The organism is Hahella sp. CR1, assembly GCF_029813005.1.
In the GTDB taxonomy this organism is placed as follows: domain Bacteria; phylum Pseudomonadota; class Gammaproteobacteria; order Pseudomonadales; family Oleiphilaceae; genus Hahella.
Genome location: NZ_JAPELK010000006.1, coordinates 78,079 through 91,802 on the forward strand (window position 1 = coordinate 78,079; position 13,724 = coordinate 91,802).

Consider the following 13,724-nt stretch of genomic DNA (forward strand, 5'->3'; position numbering starts at 1 on the left):
AATTCCCTAAAGTAAGGTCTCGAAGATACGCAACCCTGGACAAGTCTGGCGCGCCAGCGTCATCCGTTTTGCGCCAGACTCTTTTTTCTTTCGCTATCCTGAAAACTCAATAATGGCGGCTCCAAAAGAGCCTGTAGTCGTTATGCGCTGAGGTCCTCTATGATCAACGCCCCTTTGATAGACGAGACGTGGAGCAAGATTGGCGTCACTTGCCAGAAACATGAAGCGTTAAATTGCATAAACGGGAAAATGCAGCAGCTTTCCGCTTTGGAAAGAGATGAGGCCCTGACGGAAGATATCCTGCGGCAAATCAGAATCTGCAAAAACTGGATGGATAATCTCAAACGCCATTTAGGCGGCGACGATCACATCACTCACCATTGTCTGACCACCGATGAACTTGTCGTGCTGGAAAAGATGGTCAGGACACGGAATCAAGAGGGCTCATAGCTCAGCCTGGGCTTCTGGCTGGCGGTCAGCGAGAACCTCGCTCCAAGGCGAACGGACTCGGCCTGGGGCCTTCGCTTTGAACCTGAAATCGCAACTGACGCGAGTCTTATCGGTTTGATTTGCGTATGTCCCATGCTTTAGCAAGCCGCCGTCCCATATCAAGGCCTCTCCATACTTCAACGTGAGCGGCTGGTAGGTGTTGCTGTCGTAGCGCTCTTCGCACCATACCGTGCAGGTTTCAAACACGTCGGTGAAGGGGAGATAACAGTTGATCTGATCCAGTCTGCCGGTGACGTCCGCGTCGCGGTGAAAGTCGCTCACACAGCCGGTTCCAGCCAGATGCACGCGCATTTTCGGGTGCGCGGAGTAACTGATTTTGCCGCCGTAGCGGGGCGCCAGCACATTGGCGATCCAGGCGTGATACACCTTATAGAACAGGGCGTCGTCAGGCAGGCGCTGCATCAGCCTGCGCAGCGCCATGTTGTCCTGATAATGCAGTTCCTCCCGGTTATTCTGCCGTCGCCACGCCACATGCAACTGGTCCAGCCGCCGCACTTTAAAGACATAGTGCGACAACACTTTCTGGAACGGATACTGCTCCGTATCGTAAGTCAGTGTCAGGGCGCGGCTGAGCATCAGATCAAAACTCCAGAGTGCTTTCGCTGCTAAGGATCTGGCCGCGAAACTTGGTGGTTATCTTCATCGCGCCGCTGACTTTTCCTGCGCTGACGGCGACCCCGCTGACATCCATGGCGTAAGTCTTGGCGACGGTTTTACCATCGGCGGCATAGAGCGTCACAGCGACGGAAGTCGGCTTATCGTCAGTGACATTGGTGACCACGGTTTTAAGTAATGAGCCATCGCTGCGAGTGATGGTTTTCTTATAAGCGGTCGTTTGACCCTCCGCGTTTTTCATCGTGCTGGTGTGGGTCAGGTATTGGGGCGCTGAAGGTTGCGTCGGCATCGCCATCAGTTCTTCTGCGTGGGCGGTTGCGCTGGCTGCCGTGGGCGAGGTGAAGGTTTTGATCGTTTCGATGGAGCTGGAATCTTTCAGATTGGTCGTCGTGATTTTGGCATGACCGCCAATGGGTTTGCGGCGATAGTTAAACTGCGTGTTGGCGTAGTCAGTTTCGATCAGAAACAGGGGCGTTTGCGTGTCCGGGTCCAGAGTGCGGCTTTGAATTTTGGTGGGCGCGCCGCTGGCGTTATAACTGGCGTCCGTCATCGACATCAGCTTCTCCGCCGCGTTGTATTCCCGGGTATGAACCGTGCTGTTGATGGCTCGCAGTTCATTGTCGAAAGTCGCGCCTTCATACGATGAAACCACTTTGCTGAGGACTTGGTTGTTAGCGTAGTTTTGCGTGACGGTATTCGACGGGACGCCGTTTTGATAGGTCACCACCGTTTTGTTCTGCAAGACCCCGTTGGGGTCGCTGATGCTGTAATGGGCTTCGCCGCCGTCGATTTCATTACGGGCGTTGAACTGGGTGTTTTGAAACTCCGTCAAAACCTGTGACTTCATTGCGGCGGATGCCGGGTCGAAATTTTTGGTGTGAATCTGGTCTATGGCGCCGCTGGCGTTCATGAACACATTGGATTGCGAGTTCTCCGCGCGCGCGGCGTTCTTGGAGGAGACGGAGAAGTAACCGCCGATAATACGGTCGCCGACGAACTTGGTGTTGCTGTAATCAATGTCCGTATAGCCCTCTACGCCGCCTTGTCCCTCCGGCGAGTAATGGCGAAACGATCCGCTCGTTATCAGTTCATTGGCGTAAGTGACGACGCCGTCGCTGCGCAGGCTTTGAGAATCGCCCCGGCGTGAGGTGAATTTGACCTGACCGCTGTGAATAGTGGTGGCTGGCGTCCATTTCACATTACTGAAATCCGCTTCCACCTGCTTGGCGACGCCACTGGCGAAGCGATTGTTGATCTGTGTTTTGGCCGTGGCGACATTGCCGTTGGCGAAGGCGAGGGTGGAGCTGTTCAACGCGTTGCCATTGGCGTCTGTTGCGCTATGGCTCAGGGTTCCACCCTGAATGTCGCCCTGCGGGGATAGTTTTAAGTTGGCGTAACTGGTTTTGGAATAGGACGCGATTTGCTTGCCGTCCGCCCCGTAATGAGTGGTGCTGGCGTTCTGCGGCAGGCTGGCGACGACGCCCGCCAACTGGCTGACGTTGGCGATATTTTCCGACGCTTCGAGGTGATCGCTGAGTTCGTGTGTGGCGTTCAAGGCGCATTCCTCCTCAAGGATTAAAGAAGATGGGTTAAATAGCGATTGACGATAAAGGTCGTGAGATTGAACTTTTCCCACTTATGCCATAACAGCAATCCTCCCTTAGGGCTGTTGTGGTGCGCGATATCCGCCAAGTGGCGCGCGGCCCAGTCAGGCAGAGTCGGTCCGCAATAATCGGGCGTCGTTGCAGAGATGGAGGAGCCGTAGCACGTGAAAACGCCTTCCTCTTCGTGGGAGCGGGTTGCGCCGTAAAGCTCAATGGAGTTGATGATGGGATCGCGCAAAAAGGTCGCTTCTCCTTCGTAGCAGGCTTTGTCGCCGCCGCGCCAGCGCAGTGTCCCTCTGTTGAAAGAGAACTCTGGAACCACGTGCTGGTTAATCGTCAATCCAGTCTCTGACACTTTGAACTCGTTGATGTCCCGGTAAAAGCGTCCATCGGTGCGAACGGCGTATTCTCCATAGATGGCGCCAAGGTCATCACATCCGTTGAAACTGCAGGCTTGGGCGCTAAGCGCTTTACGTTCGGGGTTAGCTTCCAGGGCGACAAAAGCGGACTGGGCGCCGTCACTGTTGGCGTCGCTCCAGATCTTGCCGATCAGCCGGCGTGCGCCGTTGGCGTCCACGTCCAGGCGCAGAAAACCGTGATGGGGGACCTGGCTGCTCGCCTTCCAGCGAATGGCGCCGGAGTCAAACGCAAAAGATCGGATGCGGGCGCCATTGATGTAGATAACGCTTTTATGGCGCTGTTTTCTGGCGCCGATAATGGTTATCACAAACTGCTGTTCGGGCTCGATATAAACCCCGGTCCAGGGGAACAGATTATTGCGGAAGATAAAATCAATGGCCCCGCCCAAATGCGCCCACTCAACTTGATAATTCCGCGACTTCAACCAGGTCTCGAAGGCGGCCCTGGCTTCCGCTTTGGGCTGGTCTCCAAGTGTTTTCACCAGCTCCATCGCGACGGACTTTTGCGTCAGACAGGCGGTCACCGTCGCTTCTGTGGCGGGGGAGCGGATATAGGCGCCTTTGGCGGCGATTTGAATGGCGCCGGAATCCCGTGACGCCAGCATCGCCCGCTCACGATCTGATAACGAGCTGAAACGAGGGTCTTTCAGCGCGGCGCCAGGATCGCGGCGATACAGATCCTGCAAACGCGTATCGAAACGCAGTTCAATCAGGAAGCGGCTGGCGGCGGTTTCATCCTGCCATTTGTAGGAAGCGGGAATGCGAAAGCGCTTAAAGGCGTCGAAGGCTTTCATTTCCCGGGGACCATAGCGGTCGATTTCCCGCAGGGGCGAGCGGGGCGTCATCAGTTTCTGCCCAGGCTCGATGACGCCCAGGTCAACGGCGGTCTGATAATCCGTCGGGACCACCTGCATAGGAGGAATGTAGAACGTGGACAGGCCGGTGATCCTGACCTGATTCGCCGGATCATGCAGTTCGCTGAGGCGATAGGTTTCGATCAGCGGGTCGATGGTGGGATAGCGGGAGCCAATGTAGTGGGTGACTTCATAGTCAGCTCCGTAAATGGACTGCAGCCAGTGGATGAAATAGGAAAACTTGTTATTCAGGTATCCTTGCCGGCGATAACCCATTTCTCCAATCAGGCCGACCTGCCATAACACCACATGAAGGCTGGCGTCCAAATGGCGACGCCGGACTAGGCAGTCAGTGGCTTCGTGAGTCTGCAGGCCCGGGTAGCAAGGGTCGATGCCCAGGTCGGAGCACAATGTGTCCAGCGCGCAGACGCCCGCCTTCATGGTGGCTTTATAGCCCTCCCGCCGCGCCAGTTTGATCGCCCGGTGCGTGGACAACACGAATATGCCCGGATGGCCGTAGAACACCACGACGACCTTGAGTCCTTGTCGCACCCAGTAGAGCTGGGCTTCCGTCATCTGCATGTAAGTGGTGTAGCGGACTTTGTCCTCTCCATACAGCACGTACAGATCCAATGAGTCCGGTCGCAACTGCTTGAGCCAGACCACGGTGGCGGGGTCGGCGACGCAGTACAGCACTTTGTCCGCTTCTTCGATGAGGCGGATGTCGCCGACGGAGATGCCAATGGTTTCGATCCCGGTCCCCAGTATGATGAGCTCGCCTTGTTTTGAGCCGGCGGGGATTTCTCCTTCCTCGACCTCTCTCACAGTCTCCTTCAGCGCGGCGATGCCCTGAGCCAGTTCTTCCCAGTGCTTCTGATGATCTTCATATTTTGGATAAGCGCTCGCCATGTGACGTTCTCCCTTACAGAATTTTGGCGACGAATTTCAGGGCGACGCTGGCGCCGACTTTCAACGGCAGCGTTTTGCCCTGATAGGTATAGCTGGCGAGAGTGGTGTAGGCTTTGGGCCAGTCGCTTTGCGAGGAATACTGCGCCATGGCGTTGACCGCCGCGTTCTCGTCGTCCTGACTCCAGCGCCAGGCGCTGAAGGCCTGATCCTCGGCGTCGTTTTTCAGGGACAGGATGCCGGATACCGCCATGTTCTGTTCGTCAGCGCTGGCGCCTTGGTCCACGTAGTAAGAGAAGGTGGTCCAGCGTTCCTGAATCGTGTTGGCGGGGTTTTCCATGTAATCCATCAGCAAGCCCAGGGGCGCGGCTTCGGAAGGCTGTTCGTCAGCATAGCTGTCGCCGGCCTTTTTGCCCCACATACCCAACAGCTTCTGGGCGGCGGTCATACCCCCCATCACGGCGGCGTTTTTCAGGACAAACTTGAAAATAGCGCCTTTGTTGGCCCAAAGAGACTGACCGATGTTCTTCACCAGCGAGCCCAGCGCCGAGCTGTCGACATTGATATCCGTATCGATGTCGGTATCGATATCGGTCACGTTGTCGACGACATTGTCCACCACCGTGTCTACGTCAGTGTCGATGTCTACGTCGATATCCACATCCACGTCCACCACCACCAGGGCGTCAATATCTATGTCAATGTCCACGTCGATATCTACGTCCACATCGACGTCCGTGTCCACGTCGGTATCGACATCCACGTCGACATCCACGTCCACATCGGTATCCACGTCCACATTCACCAGATCGCCGTTGTCCGCCGCCGCACTGGTGAACTTGCTGGATATCCATTGCGCGACGTTGCTGAGGTCGGACTTCACTGCGCTGATGACCGCTTGGCCTCCGGTTTTCAATGCGTTGAACAGCGTGGGAAGGTTCTTCGCCAGGGCGATGACCGTTTGGCTGATCATGATGATGTTAATGGCGGTGTAAGCGGTGTACGCCAAGTCATAGGCGGACATCCACCAGGCCAGTTGCGGAACCTGATAGGGCTGGACAATGACGTCGTCGCCATCGACTTTGCCGGTAAAGAACAGCTCGTAAACGCCGGCGTCGCCGCCATGCATGATCATGTCCTGCATCACCGCGCTGAGATTGACGCCACTGGTGTCGGTGGCGCCGTTGGAGGTCAGCGTCCCTTTGCTCAGCGTCAGCTCCACCGTGCTTCCGCTGGTGGGTTGATACAGAGCGCTGCCATCGGCGCCGAGAATAATCTGGCCACTGCTGTCTTTCGGCAACACCAGCGGAATCATGGGTTGCGGCGGTTGAGGGTTGTAGCAGTAGAGGGTCAGGCCTTCGCTGCCGGCCCATGCGCGTACGTCGTTTTCCGCCCAATAGGAAACCGAGGAAAAGGTGTTGTAGTCAAAGCCGACATTGTTATCGGAGAACCATTGATTCAGTTTTTGGTTCTGTTGCGTCAGATCGCTGTTGTTCAGAATGATATCGTTGACCGCCAGCGCATTGGGGCTATAGGGACTGCCCTTGTAAGCCTGGTAGAAAGCGAAGGCTTTTTGCGCGCTGGTGAGGTCGTCCGCCGTAATGGTGACATTGGTGTCGCCGAGGATATTGGTGACCTGATTCAGCAGCGGCATGCCGTCCGACTGGCGCGCAAACGACAGATTTTCCAGAGGGTTGGAGGGGGTATAGGTCTTTTTGGAATTGGCGGCGACGGAGTCCACTTTGGTGTAAACCGGGTACATAGTGCTGGGATTATCCGCCGAGGCGCCGGAAGGCACGGTAAACGTATAGATATCGAGAGCTTCGCTATATTGATTGTCGATGTTAACCACATTTGCGGCCATGCGGATCTCCTTCAAGCGTGAGTAGGGCGTGACAAGGCGGCGACGGGAATGCGCGTCGCTGCGCACCCCGTCGCCAGTGGTCAATGAAGTGGGTGTTTAGAAATCTTCGAGTGGCTTGATTTCGTCTTCCGCTTTGGGATCGCTGTTGGAGGCGTCCTCTTCCGCATTTTTCTCCGAATTCTCGATATCTTCGCTGACTTTTTCGCTGGCGGCCTGATTGCTTTCAATCTGCGCCTGCTGCTCGCTGGAGATGGACTTATCGAGGGATTCCGTCAGCGCGGAGGTATTGGCCTGAATGTCCTTGAACGCGCTGGTCTGCTCAGTGACGACATCATGGAGATTTTCTTCTGTGGCGCTGTTCAGAGCGTCATTGGAGTTCTTGATGCTAGTGGCGCTGGATTCCAGTTGCTCCAGTTGCTGGCCGTTCATTTCACTTTCATATTGCGCCTGAATTTCCAGCGTGCTGGCTTCGACTTTCAGGCCTTCTTCCAGGTTGATGGCGTTCAGGTTGTCATCAATGGAGCCCCGTTCCGAATTGATCTCCTCCAGTGCGCTTTCGGTATCCTCCGGCGCGTTTTGTTTGCCGTTGGTGAGCTTCTGCACGGCGGTGTCGATCTTCTCGTTCAGGGCCTTCTCAAACGCTTCCTGCTGTTGCTTGAACAAATCCTCAGTGGTGGGCTCTTTGGCTTTGCCGCGGTTTTTGACCCACTTGAAAATGCCGTACAGAGTGGACCCCACGAAATGCAGCATCATCACTGCGCCGCCAATGGTCATGATGGAATTGAACACTTGCGCGGAGTTTTTCGGGTGGAACAGGGTGTTCCAGAATTCCGAACTCTGATCGGTGCTCAGTTGCGGCGAATCAAAACCAATACAGGTTTCGCCTGCGATGGTGCCGGTCAGCACGGGGATGATCTGAGTGTCGGACGGGTTTTGGGTGAACACGCGTTTCAATTGGAAGGTGCCTTTCACCGCTACATCCGGGATATCCGCGTTCACGTTGTCGACGAAAAGCGCATTGCTGTACGTCAGGGTTTTCGCCTGTGATGAGTCAACATCCACAGTGCTGGTGTCAGTAGGGTCTTTCGCCGGAGTGAAAGTGCAGACGTATCCCGCATTGGGTTTGCTGAGATCCAGCGCTGACGGTTTAGTTAGTGAGAGCGTGCCCACAAAGGAGGTGGTATTGCCATCGCTGCTGTACAGGTAATAGGTTGTGCTGTCATATTGCGCCCACACGAACGGGAATTTGCTGTAGTAGGACTCCACGGCGACGAGACCCGCCAGGGTGACGTTCTGGAAGCCCTTGGTGGACGCAAAGAAAGCATTGACGCTGTCGGTAATGGAATTGGCCACATTGTCGGAAGAATTCGCGCTGCCGTCCGCCTGTCCTTGCGCGGTAGTCTGCGCGCCGTTCATGGCGGTTTCATAGTTCTGGGTTAGCTGTGAGGTAGGGTAGGCGGCGATGGTCTGATAGAACGTGGCCGCATTGGCTATGGACTGCTGCTCATCCGTGGTCACCGTCTGTGCTGGGAAGGTAACGGGAGAGCCGAAGATATTTTGCATGACACCGATATTGTCTACCGGGAAATACCAGCTGGAAGTGCTGGCCAGCAGGTTATAAACCAGAGAATACTGCTGCTGTTTGGTGTTGGGATCGGTGTAATACTGGTCCAGGTAAACCGTCCCGGAACCATTCTGGCTGATGACGGTTCCGCCTTCGAGCAATGAGAGAATTTCCAGATCCTGATCGTAAACGCTGGCGTTCTGGGTGTCGCCAGGAGCCTGAGCGGTAGTGGGAGACAGAATGACGATGTCAGAGGTGCAGTTATTGGTGATCACGCACTCTTTGCTTTGGTCTGGTTTAGTGGTGGAAGCGGCTGTTGACATGGTACTGGTCCTTGTTAATCGTTGTAGTGAATGAAAGCGTCCTTCGTACTACAAACTTCGCCTTGCGGCAGTGCGTGCGCTTCCTTCCTCACGGCGCGAGAAAACAGCGGTAATTCGGTTTGCTCTCGCATGTCCCTGAGAAGCGCGCGCGGGAACGCGCCATACTTTTCGGCGGTTAGTCAGAGGAATGACTCCCCCTGATGCGTCATAACTGTTTAGTCAGGATTGTCGGTTTAAGCAAGGCGACCATGGATAAAAAACTAAAACAGTTTTGTCTTACTTTTTATGGGCTGATCGCGGCCGGTTATATCGGGTCGTCAGGCCATTGTTATATATTGATTTATGCTTTTTTAGTTTTTAATTGATGGCGTTTTTATTATAAGAAGGGCTGCTTTTTATAAAGTTAAAAAGCATATGTGATATTCCAGGGAGTTAAGCCAAATGATTAATGCAATAAATCAAGACAAGAGTTTAACAAAGAGATTAATAAGAGAAACTCAATGACACTAATGATATCCATGCCCATGTTCACGGAAGAGCCGCGAATTTCACTTGCGGACATAGAAGCGTTCGTCCTGGAAAACTGGACGGATGTAGAACCGTTCAAGGATGCTACGGAGGAAGAGGGCGCTATCTCCTTCGCAGTAAGAGAGGCCATTGTGAGGGGGGGTAATGTCTGCGTCACTCTTTGTGGGATACACTAAGGCGCTGACCAGGGCCTGACGCCCCGGAAATAGTTAAGGAGTTGAATCATGATTTCAGGTAGTTGCCTTTGCGGCAAAGTGAAATACGACATTACGGGAAAAGTGGGCGACATCATCCACTGCCATTGCCGAACCTGCAGAAAAGCCCACGGCGCCGCTTTTTCCAGCGTAGCGCGAGTGGACGACAATGACTTCAACCTGCAAGGCGCAGAGCACCTGAAGGCCTTCGAATCCTCCCCAGGAAAATCCCGCTTCTTCTGCTCATGTTGCGGCACGCAGGTCTACGCGAAAAGAGAAAACACCCCCTTCATCATTCTAAGACTGGGCTCACTGGACAATGACCCACAATCCCAGGAAAGAAGCCACATCTGGGTCTCCGACAAAGCAAGCTGGTATGACATCAATAAAGAACTGCCGGTGTATGAGGAGTATGAATAGCTTTATTGAAGCGCTAAAATACGAACGTCTTATCTATGAAAGCTCTCTGAAGGAAATTGTGCACTGAGATTGGACCAGAGCACGCCAATGGAAGCATTTTGGGGAGCATTTCTGCGCATTAAAAGCGAGTTAGGTTGTACATATTGGTTGAATAAAAGAAATTCGCCTTGAGCTGTTTTAAAGTCATCTTCTACAACCTTATATTCAAGGCGGACGACGCCAGATGGATATTTTAATGCTGGCCTGTAGCTATTATTAGGAAATTAAAAGTGGAGAAAATAGAGTACTATCCATACCTGTTCAGACTGGAAAATACTGATCGCTTCCTTATTTGGTCAACGGAAAGCCCCTCAAGGATTTCCCTGATTCACGGAAAGCTCGCGCAGTTTTCTTCCATTTCTCATCTTGAGGATTTTGCCAAGTTAATTGGAATTGAAATAGAAAAAAATAGCGACCCAATATTAGTGGACTTGGATCTAATTATTAGATTTATCCAAGCCCCACAGAAGAATGGCTTCGACGCAAGTCAATCCCTATCTGCATGGAATTTGATCGACGACTCACTCTATAGCTGTCTTGGGGAGACTAATAGCTTTAGGAAAGAATTTCAGTCAAAACGGTCTCTTTATGAAAAGCTTTTCTTTGATAATAACTACTACTTTTATGATCGTAGTAGATCTTCCTCAGGAATTACCTGGAGCAATACCAACATAATAGAAATCGCTGAAATACTAAGCCTGGGGATTGGGCTGTTTAAAAATAACTTAACTGACATCCAATAGAGGTTAAAAGCGCATGGGGAATTCAGGCCACTGCGTCGACCAATTCACAGATAGGTGTGAACGTCTACTTCATCCGTCATGCATAGTGATCTAATGGACTCGTTTGGCGCAGGGAAAAATCTTTACCTCCGTGGCCGTAAGGCTCTCGGGATTAGGTTTGGACTAATGGAATAAGTACAAATCAAATTTAAAAAATGAAAACAACAATCAAAAAATTTAAGAGCCAAATTGCCCGTAAAGCCATTGTCTTTGATATTGGCGGGGTTCAGCCTCCAGAGGACCGGTTAAGTTCCTGGTTCGGCAAAGTGACTTCTGGTGGAAAAGGGGAAGCCTGGCCTGAATACGCTGGATGCCCCATGCATGCGCTTGCGCAGATAAATCTTTCAGGGCTTCCATTTAAACCTAAAGGGCTTGAAGATCTGGCTTTTATTTGCATCTTTATCTGTCCTGATGAGCTTCCAGATCACGACCCAAATGGGACGAAGTGGCTGATCCGAACTTATACGAGTACTTCCGATCTTGTCCCATTGCAGAACATTGCAACGGGAAGCTCGATCAAAGCCCTTCCTATGAGGCCTCGGTTGATTGAGCAGGATTACCCTTGTTGGGAAGACTTACCTGTCGACTGTCCTGATGAATTCGAAGATGAGTATTACGACCTGTTTGAAAATGTCGATGGCTTCAAATTAGGGGGCTGGCCAAGCTTGATTCAATCTGAGATCTTCTGGGCTCCCTGGAATAAGCACGACGCCGTTCCGGATTATGTCTTTCAAATCGACTCGACTGAAAAGGGCGGCTGGATGTGGGGAGATCAAGGAGTCGGTTATTTCGGTCGCGGGACCGCCTCTGGTAAGAAAAACGAATGGACGTTGGAATGGCAATGCTACTGACTGTCGCCATGCGCTGATATTGACGCGTCAAGCAGGTTCTCTTTGATTCTCTCGAATCCCTTCCAGAAAGTGATGTAGAACATTTAATCTCATCTTAACTTACTGTTTATACGGCAGTTAATTTACTATCGAAGTATCTTGGCTGTGTTTGAGCCGAGAGGTTAATTCGCCGATCTTCATTGGCGTTATTGATCATGTTGTACGAGCAGAATGATGTATCCGAAGGGGATTTATTTCCTTTGGAAGAGATTAAAAATTTGGCGAGTAAGGAGAACAGAAATGCCAGATGCGAGAGAGCGTATTTCAGAAGCGACTAAATCCAGCACGAGTTGGTTTGGCCAGTTGGTGTACGGAACGAACAAGTTTCTTGCGGAGAATAAAGTGCCTTTGAGCGATCAAAGCGCCATCTTTGTGATAGAAAACGCCAGAAAAGCGAATGACGGCGTAATTTTTTCCAGCACGGCGCACAGACGGGAAGCCTGGCACTGGTTGCGGGAATGGCGTAAACCGCAGGATATGCAGCTGAGTAACGCGATCAGCTCCTTAGACCCTAACTGGTATCTGAGAGGCGTTGTGTTGAATACAGCGGCTTCGTTTTGGAACTGCATCGACCCCGCCAGTGAAGGACTGGAGTTCGCGCAAACAGGATTTGATCCCGGCGTTGACGCCTATAATTTATTTAAGCGTTCTGCAGGCTAGGACCTGACGGATTATTGCCAACGCTGCGCAGAGACGCGCAGCGTTATTGGCGCAGTTAGAATTTATCCCCCATACCACACTGTCTTGGTCTGCACGTACTGCTCCAGTGCTTCCAGGCCTTTGTCCCTGCCGCCGAAACCGGAGGTTTTGTAACCGCCGAAGGGCGTGGCGATGTCGCCCTCTGAGAAGCAGTTGATAGAGACCGTGCCGGCCTTGATGGCGCGGGAGACCCGTTGCGCGCGGCGCAGGTCGGAGGTGTAGAGAGAGGCGGCCAGACCATAACTGGTGGCGTTCGCCAAATGAATGGCTTCGGCTTCCGTTTCGAAGGCTGAGACGGCGAGAACGGGCCCGAATACTTCCTCTTGAAACAACGTCATTTCCGCGGTGACGCCATCGAAAATCGTGGGCTCAACGCTCATGCCCGCTCCCAGTTTCAGAGCTTCGCCGCCTCGTATTAACTTGGCGCCTTCCTCTTTGGCCGCCTTGATATAACCGCAGACTTTTTCGAAGTGAGCCGGCTCGATCATGGGGCCAATGGCGGCTTCCGGGGCCTGTGGATCGCCGACTTTCCAGCCGTCGACTAACCGCTTTTGCAGTATTTTGAGCAGGTCTTCTTTCACGTTTTTGTGAACGATCAAACGCGAGCCGCAGCTGCAGTTTTCTCCCATATTCCAGAAGGCGGCGGAGAGAATATTGTCCGCGATTTCCTCCAAAGCGTAGCTGTCCTCGAAGATAATCTGCGGACTCTTGCCGCCGCACTCCAGTACGATTTCCTTGAGATTGCTTTGCGCGGAGTAACTCAGGAACAGTCGGCCCACCTCGGTTGAGCCAGTGAAGGACACCATGTCCACGTCCGGGTGCAGTCCCAGAGGTTTTCCGGTTTCTTCCCCCAGGCCGGTGACCAGCGTCAGTACGTCTTTTGGTATTCCCGCCTCGTGGGCCAGTTGCACGATGCGATAGGCGCTTAAGGACGTCAGCTCTGCGGGTTTGATCACCAGGGAGTTGCCGGCGGCGAGAGCGGGCGCGGCCTTCCAGGCCAGCATCAGGGCGGGGAAGTTCCAGGGCAGTACGGCGCCGACTACGCCAATGGGCTCCTTCACGATCAGCCCCAGGTTGTCGCTGGCGGTAGGGGAAATCTTTCCAAACAGCTTATCGGCGGCTTCAGCGTACCAAGCGATGGTGTGAATGGTGTCGGGTATGTCCGTATTCAGGCATTCGCTGATGGGTTTGCCTGCGTCCAAACAGTCCAGCGCCGCCAGCTCTTCGTGGTGCTCCTGCAGCAGAGCCGACCAACGCAGCATGATGCGTTTGCGTTCCCCCGGCGGCAGAGTTGACCAGACGCCAGACTCGAACGCCGCGCGACCGGCTTTCACTGCCGCATCCACATGGCGGCCGTTGCAGCGCTGCACCCGACCGATGACCTGCTGATTGAACGGGTTCAGGGTGTCGAGGTGAAGTTCATGGCTATTGTCGAGGCCGGGAACCAGCGCGCCTGCATAAAGTTGAGCGTCTCTGGCCAATTGAAAAACATCTTCTTTTTTTATAGGCATGA

The 13,724-nt window shown here is 53.3% G+C and carries 12 protein-coding genes; 6 read left to right on the plus strand and 6 right to left on the minus strand.

The annotated features are described in order from the left end of the window. Positions 1-159: 159 nt before the first annotated feature. On the plus strand, positions 160-450 hold the full coding sequence (locus ONV78_RS15965) for a hypothetical protein (protein ID WP_279504524.1): 291 nt from the start codon (positions 160-162) through the stop codon (positions 448-450). On the opposite strand, the gene ONV78_RS15970 is transcribed toward ONV78_RS15965, so the two are convergent. The 5 genes from ONV78_RS15970 to ONV78_RS15990 all read right to left on the minus strand — a co-directional run bounded on the left by ONV78_RS15970 (position 445) and on the right by ONV78_RS15990 (position 8,659). Continuing rightward, the gene (locus ONV78_RS15970) at positions 445-1,086 is read right to left on the minus strand and encodes a streptomycin biosynthesis enzyme StrG (protein ID WP_279504525.1); all 642 of its coding nucleotides are present in this window, start codon (positions 1,084-1,086) and stop codon (positions 445-447) included. The genes ONV78_RS15965 and ONV78_RS15970 overlap by 6 nt on opposite strands. A 4-nt stretch (positions 1,087-1,090) precedes the next feature. After that, entirely contained in the window at positions 1,091-2,680 is a 1,590-nt protein-coding gene (locus tag ONV78_RS15975) for a hypothetical protein (protein ID WP_279504529.1), read from the minus strand. 20 nt (positions 2,681-2,700) lie between these two features. Beyond that, a complete protein-coding gene (locus ONV78_RS15980; RefSeq protein WP_279504531.1) occupies positions 2,701-4,911 on the minus strand; it encodes an SAM-dependent methyltransferase in 2,211 nt (736 codons plus the stop codon). A 13-nt stretch (positions 4,912-4,924) separates the two neighbouring features. After that, positions 4,925-6,772, minus strand: a complete 1,848-nt coding sequence (locus tag ONV78_RS15985) for a hypothetical protein (protein WP_279504533.1) — start codon at positions 6,770-6,772, stop codon at positions 4,925-4,927. 96 nt (positions 6,773-6,868) lie between these two features. Further along, the gene (locus ONV78_RS15990; protein ID WP_279504535.1) at positions 6,869-8,659 is read right to left on the minus strand and encodes a hypothetical protein; all 1,791 of its coding nucleotides are present in this window, start codon (positions 8,657-8,659) and stop codon (positions 6,869-6,871) included. Between the two features lie 500 nt (positions 8,660-9,159). Here ONV78_RS15990 and ONV78_RS15995 point away from each other — a divergent pair, with 500 nt between their 5' ends. The 5 genes from ONV78_RS15995 to ONV78_RS16015 all read left to right on the plus strand — a co-directional run bounded on the left by ONV78_RS15995 (position 9,160) and on the right by ONV78_RS16015 (position 12,172). Continuing rightward, entirely contained in the window at positions 9,160-9,363 is a 204-nt protein-coding gene (locus tag ONV78_RS15995) for a hypothetical protein (RefSeq protein ID WP_279504537.1), read from the plus strand. Between the two features lie 48 nt (positions 9,364-9,411). Then, positions 9,412-9,801 carry a GFA family protein gene (locus tag ONV78_RS16000; protein WP_279504539.1) on the plus strand — a complete coding sequence of 130 codons (390 nt, stop codon included), beginning with the start codon at positions 9,412-9,414 and terminating at the stop codon, positions 9,799-9,801. 269 nt (positions 9,802-10,070) lie between these two features. Continuing rightward, a complete protein-coding gene (locus ONV78_RS16005; RefSeq protein WP_279504541.1) occupies positions 10,071-10,583 on the plus strand; it encodes a hypothetical protein in 513 nt (170 codons plus the stop codon). A 194-nt stretch (positions 10,584-10,777) separates the two neighbouring features. Further along, positions 10,778-11,473 carry a DUF1963 domain-containing protein gene (locus tag ONV78_RS16010; RefSeq protein WP_279504544.1) on the plus strand — a complete coding sequence of 232 codons (696 nt, stop codon included), beginning with the start codon at positions 10,778-10,780 and terminating at the stop codon, positions 11,471-11,473. A gap of 279 nt (positions 11,474-11,752) precedes the next feature. Beyond that, on the plus strand, positions 11,753-12,172 hold the full coding sequence (locus ONV78_RS16015; protein WP_279504546.1) for a hypothetical protein: 420 nt from the start codon (positions 11,753-11,755) through the stop codon (positions 12,170-12,172). Positions 12,173-12,234: 62 nt separating this feature from the next. Here ONV78_RS16015 and ONV78_RS16020 read toward each other — a convergent pair whose 3' ends face one another. After that, positions 12,235-13,722, minus strand: coding sequence for an aldehyde dehydrogenase (locus ONV78_RS16020; protein WP_279504547.1), 1,488 nt, complete (start codon positions 13,720-13,722; stop codon positions 12,235-12,237). Positions 13,723-13,724 lie beyond the last annotated feature (2 nt).